This is a genomic window from Streptomyces sp. WMMB 322 (genome assembly GCF_900090145.1).
Classification (GTDB): domain Bacteria; phylum Actinomycetota; class Actinomycetes; order Streptomycetales; family Streptomycetaceae; genus Streptomyces.
The window spans coordinates 141,238-157,216 of sequence record NZ_FMHI01000018.1 but is presented as its reverse complement, the minus strand read 5'-3'; the positions used below and the strand labels follow the sequence as shown (position 1 = coordinate 157,216).

13 protein-coding genes, 1 rRNA gene and 1 pseudogene are annotated in these 15,979 nt (G+C 71.1%); 8 read left to right on the top strand and 7 right to left on the bottom strand.

Translation table 11 applies throughout. The features are described from left to right. Positions 1–20: 20 nt before the first annotated feature. From rrf to H180DRAFT_RS29345, 3 genes are all read left to right on the top strand, one after another. Positions 21–137: ribosomal RNA gene (rrf, locus tag H180DRAFT_RS24130) — 5S ribosomal RNA — on the top strand. 191 nt (positions 138–328) lie between these two features. Continuing rightward, positions 329–904: a hypothetical protein gene (locus H180DRAFT_RS29965; RefSeq protein WP_055488218.1), complete on the top strand. Its 576-nt coding sequence runs from the start codon at positions 329–331 to the stop codon at positions 902–904. Then, positions 883–1,617, top strand: coding sequence for a tetratricopeptide repeat protein (locus tag H180DRAFT_RS29345; RefSeq protein ID WP_107097758.1), 735 nt, complete (start codon positions 883–885; stop codon positions 1,615–1,617). Before H180DRAFT_RS29965 ends, H180DRAFT_RS29345 begins: the two co-directional genes overlap by 22 nt. 91 nt (positions 1,618–1,708) lie before the next feature. Here the strand turns inward: H180DRAFT_RS29345 and H180DRAFT_RS24120 are convergent, their stop codons facing one another. The 5 genes from H180DRAFT_RS24120 to H180DRAFT_RS24100 all read right to left on the bottom strand — a co-directional run bounded on the left by H180DRAFT_RS24120 (position 1,709) and on the right by H180DRAFT_RS24100 (position 8,583). Then, positions 1,709–3,526, bottom strand: coding sequence for an IucA/IucC family protein (locus tag H180DRAFT_RS24120; protein ID WP_055488217.1), 1,818 nt, complete (start codon positions 3,524–3,526; stop codon positions 1,709–1,711). Continuing rightward, positions 3,523–4,173: a GNAT family N-acetyltransferase gene (locus H180DRAFT_RS24115; RefSeq protein WP_079100368.1), complete on the bottom strand. Its 651-nt coding sequence runs from the start codon at positions 4,171–4,173 to the stop codon at positions 3,523–3,525. Before H180DRAFT_RS24115 ends, H180DRAFT_RS24120 begins: the two co-directional genes overlap by 4 nt. Next, a complete protein-coding gene (locus tag H180DRAFT_RS24110; protein WP_055488216.1) occupies positions 4,170–5,534 on the bottom strand; it encodes a lysine N(6)-hydroxylase/L-ornithine N(5)-oxygenase family protein in 1,365 nt (454 codons plus the stop codon). Before H180DRAFT_RS24110 ends, H180DRAFT_RS24115 begins: the two co-directional genes overlap by 4 nt. Before the next feature lie 30 nt (positions 5,535–5,564). Further along, a complete protein-coding gene (locus H180DRAFT_RS24105; protein WP_055488215.1) occupies positions 5,565–7,091 on the bottom strand; it encodes a pyridoxal phosphate-dependent decarboxylase family protein in 1,527 nt (508 codons plus the stop codon). A 133-nt stretch (positions 7,092–7,224) separates the two neighbouring features. Continuing rightward, on the bottom strand, positions 7,225–8,583 hold the full coding sequence (locus H180DRAFT_RS24100) for a DUF1015 family protein (RefSeq protein ID WP_055488214.1): 1,359 nt from the start codon (positions 8,581–8,583) through the stop codon (positions 7,225–7,227). A 116-nt stretch (positions 8,584–8,699) separates the two neighbouring features. Here H180DRAFT_RS24100 and H180DRAFT_RS24095 point away from each other — a divergent pair, with 116 nt between their 5' ends. Then, a complete protein-coding gene (locus tag H180DRAFT_RS24095; protein ID WP_055488213.1) occupies positions 8,700–9,746 on the top strand; it encodes an HAD hydrolase-like protein in 1,047 nt (348 codons plus the stop codon). A gap of 29 nt (positions 9,747–9,775) precedes the next feature. Here H180DRAFT_RS24095 and H180DRAFT_RS24090 read toward each other — a convergent pair whose 3' ends face one another. Both H180DRAFT_RS24090 and H180DRAFT_RS24085 read right to left on the bottom strand, forming a co-directional pair. After that, positions 9,776–10,696: a siderophore-interacting protein gene (locus H180DRAFT_RS24090; RefSeq protein WP_055488212.1), complete on the bottom strand. Its 921-nt coding sequence runs from the start codon at positions 10,694–10,696 to the stop codon at positions 9,776–9,778. A 237-nt stretch (positions 10,697–10,933) separates the two neighbouring features. Then, positions 10,934–11,965 (bottom strand): ABC transporter substrate-binding protein, encoded by a 1,032-nt coding sequence (locus tag H180DRAFT_RS24085; RefSeq protein ID WP_055488211.1) that lies wholly within the window; start codon positions 11,963–11,965, stop codon positions 10,934–10,936. Positions 11,966–12,268: 303 nt separating this feature from the next. Here H180DRAFT_RS24085 and H180DRAFT_RS24080 point away from each other — a divergent pair, with 303 nt between their 5' ends. The 4 genes and pseudogenes from H180DRAFT_RS24080 to H180DRAFT_RS29340 all read left to right on the top strand — a co-directional run. Then, on the top strand, positions 12,269–13,249 hold the full coding sequence (locus H180DRAFT_RS24080) for a FecCD family ABC transporter permease (RefSeq protein WP_055488245.1): 981 nt from the start codon (positions 12,269–12,271) through the stop codon (positions 13,247–13,249). Then, positions 13,246–14,277 carry a FecCD family ABC transporter permease gene (locus H180DRAFT_RS24075; RefSeq protein WP_055488210.1) on the top strand — a complete coding sequence of 344 codons (1,032 nt, stop codon included), beginning with the start codon at positions 13,246–13,248 and terminating at the stop codon, positions 14,275–14,277. The genes H180DRAFT_RS24080 and H180DRAFT_RS24075 overlap by 4 nt, the downstream gene beginning before the upstream one ends. 229 nt (positions 14,278–14,506) lie before the next feature. Next, on the top strand, positions 14,507–15,394 hold the full coding sequence (locus H180DRAFT_RS24070; protein ID WP_079100367.1) for an ABC transporter ATP-binding protein: 888 nt from the start codon (positions 14,507–14,509) through the stop codon (positions 15,392–15,394). Positions 15,395–15,726: 332 nt separating this feature from the next. Continuing rightward, positions 15,727–15,978, top strand: a pseudogene (locus H180DRAFT_RS29340) (hypothetical protein); the annotation flags it as partial. Between the last annotated feature and the right edge of the window lies 1 nt (position 15,979).

Here is a 15,979-nt window from a genome sequence, read left to right as displayed (position 1 = left end):
GCCATGTGTGGGGGGTGTGTTTCGGTGGTCATAGCGTGAGGGAAACGCCCGGTTACTTTCCGAACCCGGAAGCTAAGCCTTACTGCGCCGATGGTACTGCATGCGGGAGCGTGTGGGAGAGTAGGACACCGCCGAACTACTATTGAAGGGCCCGTGGCCCACAGCGTGCATGCGCTGTGGGCCACGGGCTTTTTTGATTTTCGGAATTGCAGTAGTGCGGGCCTTGGAGATGGGCCCTGTGCAGTAGAAGGAGTCACGTCGATGTCCACCGATTCGCCAGACGATCGGCCTGAGCCTCGTCCCCGTCGGTCCGGGCCGCGGAGCGGCGATGACCGCCCTCGTGGTGGAAAGCGCGATGGTCGCGCCGGCGGTGGTGAGAACCGTGGACGGGACGGGTATCGACGCGAGGACGGGCGTCGCAGCGACCGGCGTGACGACCGGACAGACCGGGACAGGCCGCGCGGAGCCGGCTTTCGCCGGGATGAGCGGAACGACAGGAGTGACCGGCCGGCGCGGCGCAGCGAGGGGCGCGGCAGCGCTCCCCGCCCTGACAGGAGCCGGTCTGACAGGCCGCGGCAGGACCGCCGGTCTGACGGGCCGCGGCAGGATCGTCGGTCTGACGGGCCGCGGCAGGACCGCCGGGATGACAGGCCGCGTGGACCCCGTCGGGAGGACGAGCGGAGCGGCGGCGGGGGCCGGCGCCCGTACGGGCAGAGCGGCGGTCGCGGACGGGACGACCGGGAGCGGCGTGGTGGTTTCCGCGGGCGCAGGGACGACGACCGCGGAGGTCCTCCGCGGCGCCCCGGCCGGGACGACCGCCGGGACGACCGCAGGGACGGGCGCCGAGATGACAGGCGCCTGGACCGGGATGCGCCGCGACGGCTGCCCATCGACGACGACGTGACCGGCGCCGAGATCGACAAGGAGGTCCGGCAGGAGCTGATGAGCCTGCCGAAGACTCTTGCCGAGGACGTCGCGAAGAACCTCGTCATGGTCGCCAGGCTGCTCGACGAGGATCCGCAGGCGGCCTACGGCTACGCACGTGTCGCACTGAGGCTGGCGTCGCGTGTTCCGTCGGTGCGTGAGGCCGCGGGCTTCGCCGCGTACGCGGTGGAGAAGTACGCGGAGGCGCTGGCGGAGTTCCGGGCCGCCCGGCGCATGACGGGGCTGCAGCATCTGTGGCCGGTGATGGCCGACTGCGAGCGCGGCATGGGGAGGCCGGAGAAGGCCCTGGCGATGGCCGGCGAGCCCGAGGTGCAGAAGCTGGACAAGGCCGGACAGGTGGAGATGAGGCTTGTCGCGGCGGGGGCGCGCCGTGACATGGGTCAGGCCGAGGCTGCTGTGGTGACGTTGCAGAGCCCCGAACTCGCGTCCAGTTCGCAGCAGCCGTGGACGGCCCGGTTGCGTTACGCGTACGCCGACGCACTGCTGGAGGTCGGACGGGAGGACGAGGCGCGGGAGTGGTTCGCCAGGGCGCTGGAGGCCGACCAGAGCGGGTCCACGGACGCGTCGGACAGGCTCGCCGAGCTCGACGGCGTGGAATTCATCGACGCCCTCGACCCGGAGGCGGAGGAAGAGGCCGCAGGGGACGGTGACGGCGGCAGCACCTCGGAGTGAGCCGGTGAGCAGCCGGGAGAGATGAGGAGGCGGGAGCCCGCGGCGGGCTCCCGCCTCTTTTGTCGTCCGACGGGTCGGGGGAAGGGCTGGGCTACGGTGCGAAGGGTGCCAGCGGGTTCTCCAGTTCGCCGACGAGCTGGAGAGCGCCCGCCGGGTCCTGCAGGTCCACCATCTGCTGGTTGTTGCGCAGTTGAAGGCGGTTGAGGCAGGAGAGCGGGAAGGTTTCCGCGAAGAGGTCGTAGCGCTCGAAGCGTTCGGCCAGGTGCGGTGCGGACTTCTGGTAGTCGCGGATGCAGTCGGCGACCGTCGACCAGAAGGAGGACTCGTCGAGGGTGCCGTTGTCCGCGAGGATTCCGTTGAGGAAGCGCAGGAAACAGTCGAAGACGTCGGTGAAGAGGGAGAGGAGTTTCTTCTCCTCCGGTACGTCGGCACGGATGCGTTCGACCTCGGGGGGGAGTTCGGCGTCCGCGCTCAGCACCGCCACCTCTTCGGCGATGTCCTTGAACAACGCCCGTGCGGGGACGCCGTCCTCGTCGAGTACGAGGATGACGTTCTCGCCGTGCGGCATGAAGACCAGGTCGTACTCGTAGAAGCAGTGCAGCAGCGGCGTGAGATACACATCGAGGTATCGGCGCAGCCACGTCGCCGCGCCCAGGCCGGACTGTTCGATGAGTGCGGTGGCCAGGGAGGTGCCCTCGGTGTCGGTGTGGAGGAGCGCCGCCATCGTCGCCGGCCGCTCACCCGGCGCGAGCAGCGGGACGGGGCTCTCCCGCCACAGGGCGGCGAGCATCTTCAGGTACGGGGAGCCCTTGGCCGCGGCCGCTTCGTACGGGGCGGGGTGGTAGCCGACGGCGGCGCACTCCCGCAGCACCGTGAGGCCTGTCTCGCGCAGGGCCTCGTCATCGGCGACGAGGCGGGCGAGCCAGTCGTTGATCGCGGGGGTTGCCTTCATGTACTCGGCCGAAAGTCCGCGCAGGAAGCCCATGTTGAGGACGGAGAGTGCCGTTTTCACATAGTGCTTCTCCGGGGCGGTGGCGTTGAAGAAGGTACGGATGGACTGCTGGGCGAGGTGTTCGTCGTCCCCGTGGCCGAGGCAGACGAGATTCCGGCGTGCGACCTCGGCGGCGAAGGTGACGGACAGCTTGTTCCACCACTGCCACGGATGGACGGGGATGAGGAAGTAGTCGTCCAGGTCGAGGCCTTCTTCCCGCATGACGGCGGAGAAGCGGCGCAGCGTCGGTGCGGACAGCTCCGAGAGCAGCAGTTTGTCGTAGCTGAGGCCGGCCGACGCGGTGAAGGTGGCGTGGTCGCGGTGGGCGGCGACCCAGATCAGCCGTACGGGGGCGCCGGTTTCGGGCGCGTAGGCGCGGTACTCGGCGACATCGAAGCCGAGGCGGCCGTTGTTGGCGACGAAGCAGGGGTGGCCCTCGGTCATGCCCGCCTCGATGTCCTGGAAGCCGGAGCGGGCCAGCCGGCGGGAACTGACAGAAGTACGGGCGAGCTTGAACGCCGTGCTGGCAAGGGTGGAGCTGATCTCTTCGAGATAGACGGGCAGGATCTCCGGTCCCAGGCGCAGCGAATCCCGCAGCTCCGTGATGAACGCCAGGGCGTCCAGGGGGAGTCGGTCGCCGTCGCGGTGGCGGGTGATGCTGCCGGCGTCCATCTGCCAGTGGTCGAGGGCGAACTGCCGTGCCGTGAACCGGTATTGAGTGGTGCCGTCGTCGCTGTGGACGGTGTACGGGGTGGTGTGCTGCCCGTCGGGGGCCGTTGACGGTTCCGGCCTGAGGAGCCGTTCGTGGGTGAATTCGGCGAGGGCCTTGCGTATGAGCAGCCGGTTGGCCAGGTCCCAGCGTTCGGGGGTGAGATGGGCGACCGCTTCGCGGGGGGAGAGGGAGGTGGGGGTGGTCATCGCTTCTTCGTCTCTCCTGGGGTCTCGCGGGTTCCGCCGGACTCCCGGGCCGCGAGGGCCTCGCGTGCGGCCTCGAACTCTTCCCGGGTGCACATGCTCAGGTAGGCGTCCTTCTCGGGTTTGGCGACGGTGCGTTCGATGCGGAAACCGACGGCTTCGTTGAGTGCGTGCACGGCGGTGTTGCGCACGTCCGGCTCGACGACCACCCGGCGAGTGTCCGGGTCGGCGAAGAGCATGTCCATCACCGTGGTGATTACGGCGAGGGTGAAGCCGCGGAGCGGCGCGTCGGTGGGAGCGCACAGGAAGTGCATGCCGACGTCGCCCGTCTGTGCGTCGTAGTGGCCCTTCAGCTCGACGTGTGCGGGGTCGTAGCGCTCCATGAGGAAGCGCGGCTCGCCCTCGTGCAGCCCGAGGAAGGCGTCGTGGTGCTCGGAGGCGGCGATGCCCATGAACTCCCGCTCCACATCGGTGAGCGTGGCTTCCCGCATCAGCCAGAAGGCCGACTTGGGGTGGGTGACCCAGGTGTGCAGCAACTCGGCGTCGCCCGCCGGGTCCACGGGGCGCAGGGCGAAGCGGCCCAGGGCCGGGTCGTTGCGGGTGTGCACGACGGCGGCGGTGCCGCCGTCGTGCGTACGGGTGCTCCTCATGGGTGCGGAACCTCCGTCCGTGTGGCCGGTGCCGGCGCCCCGTCGGGTGCCGGGGCGCTGAAGTCCTGGAAGGCGATGGCCTCTTCGACCGGGTAGTACTCGCGGCCGAGCAGCTCGCGGATGATGCACGAGTTGCGGTACGCGGCCATGCCCAGGTCCGGTGTGACGAATCCGTGAGTGTGCAGTTCGGCGTTCTGCACGTAGATCTCGTGGCCCTCGCTCGTGCCGTTGTCGACGCGGTAGTTGCGCCGTACGTCGAAGCGTCCCTGCTCGTCCCATTCGATGCGGTCGGCAACGGGGTTGAGGAATTCGGGCGTGCGGTAGCGGTATCCGGTGGCGAGAACGAGGCCCTCGGTGCTGAGGGTGAAGTCCTGCTTCTGCTCCTCCTGGCGCAGGCCGAGGGTGTACGTGCCGGACGTGGCGTCGTAAGAGGCGTCCGTCAGCGAGGTGTTGGTCATCAGCCGCGTCGGGCAGGGGCCGCCGATGCTCTTCTGGTAGAGCAGGTCGAAGATCGCGTCGATCAGTTCGGTGTTGATGCCCTTGTAGAGGTTCTTCTGCGATGCGACGAGCTCGTCCCGGGTGGCCGGCGGGAGGCTGTGGAAGTAGTCCACGTACTCCGGGGAGGTCATCTCGAGTGTCAGCTTGGTGTATTCGAGCGGGAAGAACCGCGGGGAGCGGGTGACCCACGTGAGGTGGTAGTCGTGGCTGCCGATGTCCTGAAGCAGGTCGTAGTAGATCTCGGCGGCGCTCTGGCCGCTGCCGACGACCGTGACGGACTTCTTCCTCTGCAGCCGCGTCTTGTGTTCCAGATAGCGCGAGTTGTGCAGGAAGTCCCCGCCCAGGCCGCGGCAGGAGTCGGGGATGTGGGGCGGGGTGCCGGTGCCGAGCACGAGTTTCCTGCCCCGGTAGGTGCGCTTCTCCCCGGCGTCCAGGTCGTCGGCGCGGACGAGGTAGACGTCTTCCTTGTCGTCGAACTCGACGCTGGTGACGCGGTTGCGGAACCGCACCGAATCCAGTTTCCCGGCGGCCCAGCGGCAGTAGTCGTCGTACTCGGCGCGCAGCGGATAGAAGCTCTCGCGGATGTAGAACGAGTAGATGCGGCCGGACTCCTTGAGGTAGTTGAGGAAGGAGAACGGGGAGGTGGGGTCGGCGAGGGTGACCAGGTCGGAGAGGAACGGGGTCTGCAGCGTGGCGTCTTCGAGCAGCATCCCCGAGTGCCAGTCGAACCCGGGCTTGTCGTCCAGGAAGAGGCCGTCCAGCTCATCGACGGGGTCGCTCAGGCAGGCGAGGCCGAGATTGAAGGGGCCGAGGCCGACCGCGATGAAGTCGTGGACGTGGGTGGTGCCTTGTGGGGTGGACACGTAGGTCTCCGGATCTCCGGGGGCGGGCGGTCAGCTGGCGCGGGGGTGGACCGGTTCCGGCGCCGGAAGCCGGTCCTCGGAGCCGCCTCGGCGCTCGGCGAGGTGTCGGCCGGCGTGCTCCGCGATGAGGTCGAGGACGGCGGCGATGTCGTCGAGCGAGGTCTGCGGGTTGAGCAGTGTGAACTTCAGGTAGTGCCGTCCGTCGACGACCGTGGACGCCACGACGGCCTCACCGGAGGCCGAAAGGGCGTGCCGCGCATACAGGTTGAGCTCGTCCGTCAGGGACCGGTCGGCCGGCGAGGGCGGCAGCCAGCGGAAGACGAGGGTGCTCAGCTGCGGCCGGGTGACGACCTCGAAGCGGGGGTCCTCCCGCAGCATCCGCCAGGCGTCGGCCGCACGGTCCACGACCTCGTCGAAGAGTTCGCCGATTCCGGCGGCGCCCATGATGCGCAGCGTCAGCCACAGCTTGAGGGCGTCGAAGCGGCGGGTGGTCTGGATGGACTTGTCGACCTGGTTGGGGATGTCGTTCTCCGCCATCCGTGCCGGGTTGAGGTAGTCCGCGTGGTACGTGACGTGGCGCAGCGCGGACTGGTCGCGTACGAGCACGGCGCTCGAACTGACCGGCTGGAAGAAGGACTTGTGGTAGTCGACGGTGAGGGAGTCGGCGCGCTCGATGCCCTCCAGCAGACCGCGCCGCCGGGAGACCAGCAGACCGCAGCCGTAGGCGGCGTCCACGTGCAGCCATGTACCGAATCGTTCGCACAGGCCCGCGATGGCGGGCAGCGGGTCGATGCTGCCGAAGTCCGTCGTGCCGGCGGTGGCGACGACGGCCATCACCACCAGGTCCTCGCGTTCGCACCGTTCGAGTTCGGCTGCGAGGGCGGAGGTGCGCATCTTCCGGTCCTGGTCGCACGGTACGGCGACGACGGCTTCGGCTCCCAGGCCGAGCAGCGTGGCGGCCTTCTCGACGCTGAAGTGGCTGCATTCGGAGGTGAGAACGCGAAGCCGCGGCAGGATCTCCGGCTTCCGCAGCGGGGTCGGGGAGTTCTTCTGCGCCGGGCGGCACGCCTCTTCGCGGGCGAGCAGCAGCGCCTGCAGATTGGACTGTGTGCCGCCGCTGGTGAAGATGCCGTCGGCCGCGGTGCCGAGGCCGGCCCGCTCGGCGGTCCACTTGATCAGATGCTGTTCGATCAGCGTGCCGCCGGCGCTCTGGTCCCAGGTGTCCATCGAGGAGTTGACGGCCGAGATCACCGCCTCGCCCAGGACCGCCGGGATGACGACGGGGCAGTTGAGGTGGGCGAGGTAGCGCGGGTGGTGGAAGTAGACGGCGTCGCGGAGGTAGACGTTCTCCAGCTCGTCGAGGGCGGCGGCCGGGTCGTCCAGGGGCTCTTCCAGGTCGATGCCCTCGACGGCCGGGCGGAGTTGGGACGGGGTGACTCCGGTGAAGGGGCGGTCGGTGCGGGCGATCCTGTCCGCCACACGGCCGACGCCGTCCGTGACGCAGCGCCGGTAGCGCTCCACCGTCCCGTCGTTGAGCAGGTGGGACCTGCTGCTCATGAACTGTCCTCCCTGACGCGGGCATCGTCGTCATGAACCGCACGGAGAGTGCAGTTAGGTAAGGCTACCCTAACTATGGTCGGACGGGGGTGCAGCGGGGCGGGTCGCGAGCGTCACAGGAAGCAGGACGGCCTCAGCAGTCGTCGTCGAGCACGCGGAGCACAAGACCGGTCGCCGGTTTCGGGCCGAAGGAGGTCGACTTGCGGGGCATCATCACGCCCCGCTCGGCGAGTTCACGTACGACTTCCTCCCGCACCGGCCTCATGAGAACGGCGGTGCCGCCCGCGCGGGCCGCCTTGCCGACGGCTGCGGCGGCGTCGTGGATGTAGCTGATCTCCTCGGGGACGTCGGGCACTTGCCACACCTCGTCGAGAAGCACGGAGTGCAGCACGGTCGCGTCCAGGCGCCGCCACGACTCCGGACCGCGGGCGTTCAGCCCTTCCAGCAGACGGGGAAGGGGGTCCGACAGCAGATGGAAGGCGCCACCGTCGGTGAGCAGGAAGGCGTTGCCCGGCGTCTCCTCCAGGGTGCTGAGCGCCTGCGCAAGGGAACCCGTGCCGAGAGCACGTACCCGGAAGGCGCCCTCCGACGCGGCGGCCTGCAGTGCCTGTTCGAGCGGGAGCCGTGGAAGCACCCGGTGGATGGCCTGAACCCGCAGCGGATGGCGGACGGTGTCGACGAGGAGGACGAGGCCGTAGTCCCAGGGCGAACCGCCGGAGCGGGAGGCGGAGCCGGGGCGGCCGCCGGCCGGGCCGGCCGCCGCTGCGGGGCTGCCGTGTGCGTCGCCGTCGGCGCTCCCGGCCGGACCCCGGTGTTCGCTGCGGAGCCGGAGGTAGGTCGCCCATCGGTGGTGTCCGTCCGCGATGAGAGCGCGGTGCCGGGACAAGTCGGCGTCGACCTCGGCGAGTTCGCCCGGATCGGTCAGCGACCACAGGCGGTGCGAGAAGCCGTCCTCGGTCGTGGTGGAGAGCAACGGCGTGCGGAGCACGGCCCGTTCGACGACTGCCGTGGCGCCGGTGACCATGCCGTCGCCGCGGTAGGAGAGGAGCAGTGGCTCCAGGTTCGCTCCGGTGGCGCGCATCAGTGCCGCGCGGTCCTCCACGATCTCGGCTATGACGCCCTCGTGCGGCAGGACCACGCCCTCCTCGGGCTCGGACAGCCGCAGCGCGCCGATGAGTCCGCGCTGGAGCAGGTCGCCGCGGCGCTGCTCGTAGACGTAGAGCGCCGGCCGTGGATCCTGCGCCAGTACGCCGCGCGCACGCCAGGAACGCAGTGTCTCCGCGGCCTTGGCCTGACCTCGTGCCGCGTCGCCGGCCTGCGGCAGGATCAGCCTGACGATGTTGTACGGGTCCGAGGTCTCCAGGTGGTGCAACTCGTCGGGACGGACGACCACGTCGTACGGCGGCGAGGTTACGGCGGCGAGAGAGCCGACCTCCCCGGGGGCGTAACGCAGGCCGCGGAAGGGAGTGAGCCGGAGGCCGTCGGTGGTCATTACCGCATGCTATGCCCGACTCCGGCCGGGGGCGGAGCGGCCCCTGGCGGCGCAGGGCGGCATCATCGGGGGAGCCGGGCGAAGAGAGGTATCCGTTGCGAGGAGAGCGAGAGACGATGGCGGGCACTGTGCGCACGAGCCCTTCCGGAAGCCCCCGGGCCCTGCGGGAGGCGTACGACACTGCGCTGCTGGACCTGGACGGTGTGGTGTACGTCGCGGGCGATGCGGTGCCGCACGCGGTGGGAGCGCTGGAGGAGGCGCGGATAGCCGGAATGCGCCTGGCGTATGTGACGAACAACGCATCACGAACGCCGGAGACCGTCGCGGCGCACCTGTGCGACCTGGGCATCCCCGCGGACGCCGGAGACGTGATCACCTCGGCGCAGGCAGTGGCCCGTCTCATCGCCGAGCGGCATCCGCCGGGTTCCCGGGTGCTGGCCGTCGGCGGCGAAGGCCTCCGGGAGGCGCTGCGCGCGCAGGGGATGAGCGTCGTCGAATCGGCCGACGACGAACCGGCCGTCGTGGCGCAGGGTTACGGCGGCCCGCACCTGGAGTGGGGACGGCTCGGGGAGGCGGCGCTCGCCGTCGGACGGGGCGCCGAGTGGTTCGCCTCCAACACCGACCTCACCCTCCCGGGAGACCGGGGAATACTCCCCGGCAACGGCGCGGCCGTCGAAGTCGTCCGCCTGGCGACCCGATGGATGCGTGATGCTCCCGAGCCGCGGATCGCGGGGAAGCCGCAGCCGCCGATGCACCGCGAGACCGTTCTGCGCACGGGAGCGCGGCGGCCCCTGGTCGTCGGCGACCGCCTGGACACCGACATCGAGGGCGCGCACGTCGGAGGCGTCGACTCGCTGCTCGTCCTGACAGGGTTGACCGACGCGGCGCAGCTGCTCGCGGCGCCGCCCGAGCACCGCCCGGCGTACGTCGCGCGGGACTTGCGCGGACTGGCGCAGCCCCACCCGGAGCCGGCGGGCGACGCCGGGAGCGGCTTCGGATGCGCCGGCTGGAAAGCCGGTGCGGCCAGCGGGGAACTCGTCCTCGACGGGGAGGGTGAAGTGCTCGACGGACTGCGGGCGTTGTGCGCCGCCGCGTGGACCGCCGCGGGGCCGGGCCGCTGCACGCTGGAGGCGGACAAGGCACTTGCGCGGCTGGGGCTTTGAGGCGCGGTGCCTTGAGGCGCAGCGACTCCTCAGTCGCCCGTGGCACCCGCGGCGCCGGAGACGGCCTCCTCGACGAGCTGTTCCTCGCTCGTGTCCATCCGCCAGTAGCCGGTGAACTTCACCCTCTTGCGGTCGAAGCCGCGCTCACCGACCAGGTGCCGCCGCAGCGCCTTGACGGTTCCGGCCTCGCCCGCGATCCACGCGTACGGGGTGCCCTCGGGGAGGCCGGCCGCGGCGAGGGACGCGAGATGGAAGTCCGTGCGGTTCCCGGTGGTGTTCTCCCTGACGAGCCAGGTGATGTCGGCGTCCGCGGTTGTCGGGAGCTCCTGGACGTCCTCGGCGTGCGGCACCTCGATCCACACCTTGGCGGGGGTGCCCGGCGGCAGCCACTCGAGGATGCCCGCGATCGCGGGCAGCGCGGTCTCGTCGCCGCTGATCAGGACCCAGTCGGTGCCGGCGGCGGGACGGAAGTCCACGCCGGCGTTGTCGTGGACGGTGGGGCCGAGGAGCGTGACCCGGTCACCGGGGCGCGCGGTGGCGGCCCACCGTGACGCGGGACCGGCCGGTACGAAGCCCGCCGATGAGGCCTCGGACGGGTCGCCGACGCCGTGCAGCGCGAAGTCGATGTCCAGCTCGTGCTGCGGGAAGCGGCGCTGTTCCCGCACGGTGTAGGAGCGCATGATCCCGCGCACGGACGGGTCCATGGCCCGCCAGGCCGTGAACCACGCGTCGCCGGCGTCGGTGGGGACGACGGGTGCCTTCTGGCCCGGGTGCGGAAGGAAGAGTTTGAAGCGCTGGTCGCGCCCGCCGGAGGCGAAGTCCCGCAGCGGCTCGCCGCCGAACGTGATGCGCAGCATCGTGGGGCCCAGCCGGAGGGTCCGTACGACGTGGGCGTCGAAGAACTCGAACGGGACGGCGCGGGCGGGGGCTTCGGGGGCTGCGGTGCTCATGGTGCGGCTTTCCTCCCGGGTGGGACGTGCCGTGCGTGGACGTCGGGTTGCTGGTGGTCCGGCCGCGAGACCGGTGGCTGTGCGGTGCCGCGGCCACGCGCCCCGGGTCCCGGGGCGGGTCCGGCGGAGTGTGAACCACGCGGCGTTTGCGGGCGGTTCGGGTTGCGCGGAACGGGGTCCGGAGGTGTCCGGGGCGCGAAGCGGGCGGCGGAGAGGTGCCGCCGCCCGCTCCACCCATCAGGCGGTCTTCTTCGCGTCCTCGATCGCCTTGGCGAGCTGTTCGAGTACGGGGGCGGCACCCGCATAGGAGAAGCGCGGCTCGGCGTCCCATGTGGTGACCTGGCCGGCCTTGACGGCGGGCAGGTCCGACCATGTGGGCTTGGACTTGAGCGCCGGGGGCTGCAGGGCCTGCGTGCGGTTGTCCAGCATGATCACGTCGGCCTCGTACTTGTCGGCGTTCTCCCAGCTGAGTTCCTCGAAGAAGCCCTGCTTGCTGAGCTTCTTCGGTACGACGATGTCGACGCCGAGCTCCTTGAAGTACCGCAGGTCGGCATTCGCGGAGGGGTCGGAGACATACATGAGGTCCGGGGCGCCGGAGGCGGCCATCACCTTCAGGCCACCGCTCGCCCCGGCCGCCTTGCGCAGCCTCTCGGAGGCCTTCTCGAAGCGGTCCTTGGCGTCGGTGACGCGCTCGGCCCTGAGGTCGGCGCCGAGGGAGCCGGCGAGTTCGGCGAAGCGCTTGATCGTGTCCAGCATGGATTTCTCGGCGGTCTGGAGCGCGAGTGCCGGGGCCAGCTTGAGGATCTTGGCCTTGCTCTCGTCCGGCACGTACCAGAGGGCGTCCTTCACGTACATGTTCGTCACCAGCAGGTCGGGACGGACCTTCGCGTACTTCTCGATGTCGAACTCGCCGTAGGCGTTGCCGATGACCGCCGGCTTCTTCACGTCCAGGTCACCGGCGAGCACGTCGGGCTCGCCGTTCTTCTTCTTCGTCGGGCCGAAGACTCCGGCGATCGCGTCACCGGCGCCGAAGTCGTGCAGGGCCGCGGCGGTGCCGACGTAGGCGACGATGCGCTGCGGCCGGGCGTCGAGGCTGATCTTCTTCTTGCGGTCGTCGGTGAAGGACCAGGCGCCTCCGCCCTTGCCGGAGCCGGACTTCGAACCCCCGTCGCTGCCGCAGGCGGTGAGCAGGGCGCCGAGACCCGCGGCGCCGCCGACGGCCAGCAGACCACGACGGGAGAGACTGGGGGACGCGGACGAATGGGGCATGCAGAGCCTTCTCTTTCCGGTGTCTTTCAGGGCGGCCGGCGTGCCGGGATGCAAGTTAGGTTAACCTAACCAAAGTCGTTGTTGTCCAGTGGCCGGGTGCCCAAGGCCCCGGTCCCCGACCGGAGCCCGTACGTGACCCTCATCAACTCCCGCCAGGGATCGGGCAGTTCGGCGACCGAACGTCCCGGGGAGGCCGAACGGCCCCCACCGGCGGCGGTGTCCGTGCGGAAGGCCGGTGCCGGCCGGTCCGGGACCGCGGGCCGGAGCGGTGACCCCGCCGCGGGCGGTGGCCGGACCGTCCTCGTGTTCCGCGCCGCCGGACTGCTCGGCGCCGGGGCCCTGTTGCTGTTCGTACTCGCACTGAGCATCGCCGTCGGGGCGAAGCAGCTCTCGCTCACCGAGGTCCTCAACGGCCTGACGGACACGGGCTCGCCGTCGTACCCGGTCGTGCACGAAATGCGCCTGCCGCGCACCGTTCTCGGGCTGCTCGCCGGAGCCGCACTCGGGCTCGCAGGCGGCGTGATGCAGGCACTGACCCGCAACCCGCTAGCCGACCCCGGACTGCTCGGCATCAACGGCGGCGCCGCCGCGGCCGTCGTCACCGCGATCTCCTTCTTCGGGGTCTCCGGCTACACCGGCTACATCGGCTTCGCCTTCGCGGGCGCCGCGGCCGTCTCGGTGGCCGTGTACGCGGTCGGTGGCGGCCGCGGGGCGACTCCCGCACGGCTGGCCCTCGCCGGTACGGCACTGAACGCGGCGCTCATCTCCTACGTCAACGCAGTGCAGTTGCTGGACACCGCATCGCTGGACCGCATGCGCTTCTGGACGGTCGGCTCGCTGGCCCGCGCGGAGGACGGCACCAACGTCCAGGCGCTGCCGTTCGTGCTGGCCGGCATCCTGCTGGCGCTGGCTCTGGCACGTCCGCTCAACGCGCTTGCACTCGGCGAGGACTCGGCACGGGCGCTCGGCTCACGTCCCGGACTCACGCGCGGCGCTGCCATCGTGGCCGTCACGCTGCTGTGCGGTGCGGCGACCGCGGCCTGCGGTCCCATCGTCTTCGTCGGCCTGATGGTGCCGCACATGGTGCGCTCCCTGACAGGCCCGGACCTGCGGTGGCTCCTGCCCTACTGCGCGCTGCTGGCGCCGGTGCTGATGCTCGGCGCGGATGTGCTCGGACGCGTGCTCGGGCGGCCCGCCGAGCTGCAGGTGGGCATCGTGACCGTCGTGCTCGGCGGGCCGTTCTTCCTGTACTTCGTGCCGCGCCGGAAGGTGGCCCAGGCATGAGCGTCATACGTACCGCGGGCGGATACTCCGTCACGCTCCGGCCGCGCGCGTTCCTCGCGGGGGCGGGGTGCGCGGTGCTGGCGCTCGTCGTCGGAGTCCTCGCCATCGGCAGCGGTGAATACCCGATGGCACCGGCGGACGTGATCCGCACCCTGGCCGGCCAGGGTGCACCGGCGGACGCCTTCATCGTCAACGAACTGCGGCTGCCGCGCACCGCGACGGCTCTCTCGGTGGGCGCCGCGCTGGCGCTGGCGGGCGCGGTCTTCCAGGCGGTCGTGCGCAATCCGCTCGGCAGCCCCGACGTGCTCGGCTTCACCCACGGCGCCGCGACCGGTGCGCTGACCGCGATCGTCATCGTCGGGGGAGGCAGCGCCGCACTCGCGGGCGGTGCGCTGACCGGCGGCGTCGTCACCGGGATCGCCGTGTACGGACTGGCGTGGCGCGGAGGCATGCACGGCTACCGTCTCGTGCTCGTCGGCATCGGCGTGGCCGCCATGCTCACCGGCGTCAACGGATATCTCCTCACCAAGGCCCAGATCACCGAGGCCGGGCGTGCGGTGCTGTGGATGACCGGCAGCCTCGACGGGCGGGGCTGGGACGACGCGGCGCCGCTGCTCGCCGCCATGGCGGTGCTGGTGCCGGTCGTGCTGCTCGGGTGCGAACGGCCCCTGCGCATGATGGAGATGGGCGACGACGCGGCCGCTGCGCTGGGCGTCCGCGTGCAGCGCGTGCGGCTGGTGCTCCTCGCCGCCGCCGTGCTCCTGGTGGCCCTCGCGGCCGCTGCCGCGGGCCCCGTCGCGTTCGTGGCGCTGACGGCGCCGCAGTTGGCGCGTCGGCTGACGAAGGCGCCGGGACCGAACCTTCTGCCGGCGATGTGCATGGGTGCCGCGCTGCTGGTCACCGCCGATTTCTGCGCCCAACGGGTCTTCGGTGAAAGGGAGTTGCCGGTGGGGGTGGTGACCGGTGTGCTGGGCGGCGGCTATCTGGTGTGGCTGCTGGCGACCGAGCGCAGGGCGGGACGGATATGAGCGGCGGGAGCGCGGCGGACGCGACACCGGGGGCGTCACAGCCAGGGACGCCGTCACGGGTGCCGTCACGGATGCGGAGCGCACGGACGCCGCCAGGTATGCGAAGCGTACGAACGGAACGGGCGCGGTCGCGACGGCGGCGGATGCGACGGCCGTGGACAGGACCACCACGGGGACGAAGACCACGGATGCGACGACCGGTACGGGCGACAGTGCAAGGACGGCGAGCGTGACCGAACAGCAGACCCCGGAGTACCCGCGGCAGCCGCACGCACCCGACTCCCCGCGGCCTGACGGCGCCTGGGAAGGCGCCAGCCGGCTCACGGGCAAGGGCCTCACCCTCGCCTACGACCGGCGGACGGTCTCGGAAGGGCTGAGCGTCGCCGTGCCGGACAACTCCTTCACGGTGGTCGTCGGCCCCAACGCCTGCGGCAAGTCCACGCTGCTGCGCGCCCTCTCCCGCATGCTCCGGCCCGCTGCCGGGTCCGTGCTGCTGGACGGCGCCGACATCGGCGCAATGCCCGCGAAGAAGCTCGCGCGCATCCTCGGGCTGCTGCCGCAGTCGTCCGTCGCCCCCGACGGGATCACCGTCGCCGACCTGGTGGCGCGCGGGCGCTACCCGCACCAGAGCCTGCTGCGCCAGTGGTCGCGGGAGGACGAGCGGGTGGTGAGGCAGTCGATGGAGGCGACGGGGGTGGACGACCTGGAGAGCCGCTTCGTCGACGAGCTGTCCGGCGGCCAGCGGCAGCGCGTGTGGATCGCCATGGCGCTCGCGCAGCAGACACCGCTGCTGCTCCTGGACGAGCCGACCACCTATCTCGACATCGCCCACCAGATCGAGGTGCTGGACCTGTGTGCCCGGCTGCACGAGGAGGAGGGCCGCACGCTGGTGGCGGTGCTGCACGACCTCAACCACGCGGCGCGCTACGCCACGCACCTGATCGCGATGCGGGAGGGCGAAGTGGTCGCGGAGGGGGCCCCGGGCGAGGTCGTCACGGCGGGCCTCGTGGAGGAGGTCTTCGGCATGCCGTGCAGGGTGATCGAGGATCCGGAATCGGGGACGCCGCTGGTCGTACCGGCCGCGCGGTCCCGTGCGCGCGCGGCGCGCAGCACCTGAGCCCATGCACACGGGGCGGGCCCGCGGGGTGCTCCGGAAGCGGTAGCGTCAGGGGCATGAGCGAGCCGATGCCGGGCGCAGTGCCGGCGCAGCAGGACGCCGACCCCCCACGGGTGGCGGGCGCAGGGGAGCCGACGGAACAAGCGGCACCCGCGGAACAAGCGGAAGCCGTGGAGGGCGAGCGGCCGGGTGCCCGTGAGTCCTTCGGGACGGAGCACCACGCGGGTGCCGCGGACCACGCCGGCGCCGGGGACCACGCGGGCGCCGGAGAGCACACGGACGCGGAGGAGCCCGCACAGCTCCGCGAGGCGGAGGCGGACGCTGAGGACGACGGGCCGCGTCCGCTCGGGCTGCACGTCGAGCCGACTGGCCAGGCCCCTGTCGACGCCCAGCTGAGACGCCTGGAGGACGCCGACCATCTCGCGGTCTCGGGCCATCTGGAGGTGTACGAGGACGTGCACCGCGGGCTGCGGGAGGTGCTGGCCGGGCTCGACCGGCACCCCGCTTCGGCACCCGCCCCGGGCCCCGCCTCCGTACACGGTCCGGGCCGCCCCGCGCCAGGGCCTCAGCCTCACCGGAGCTGAC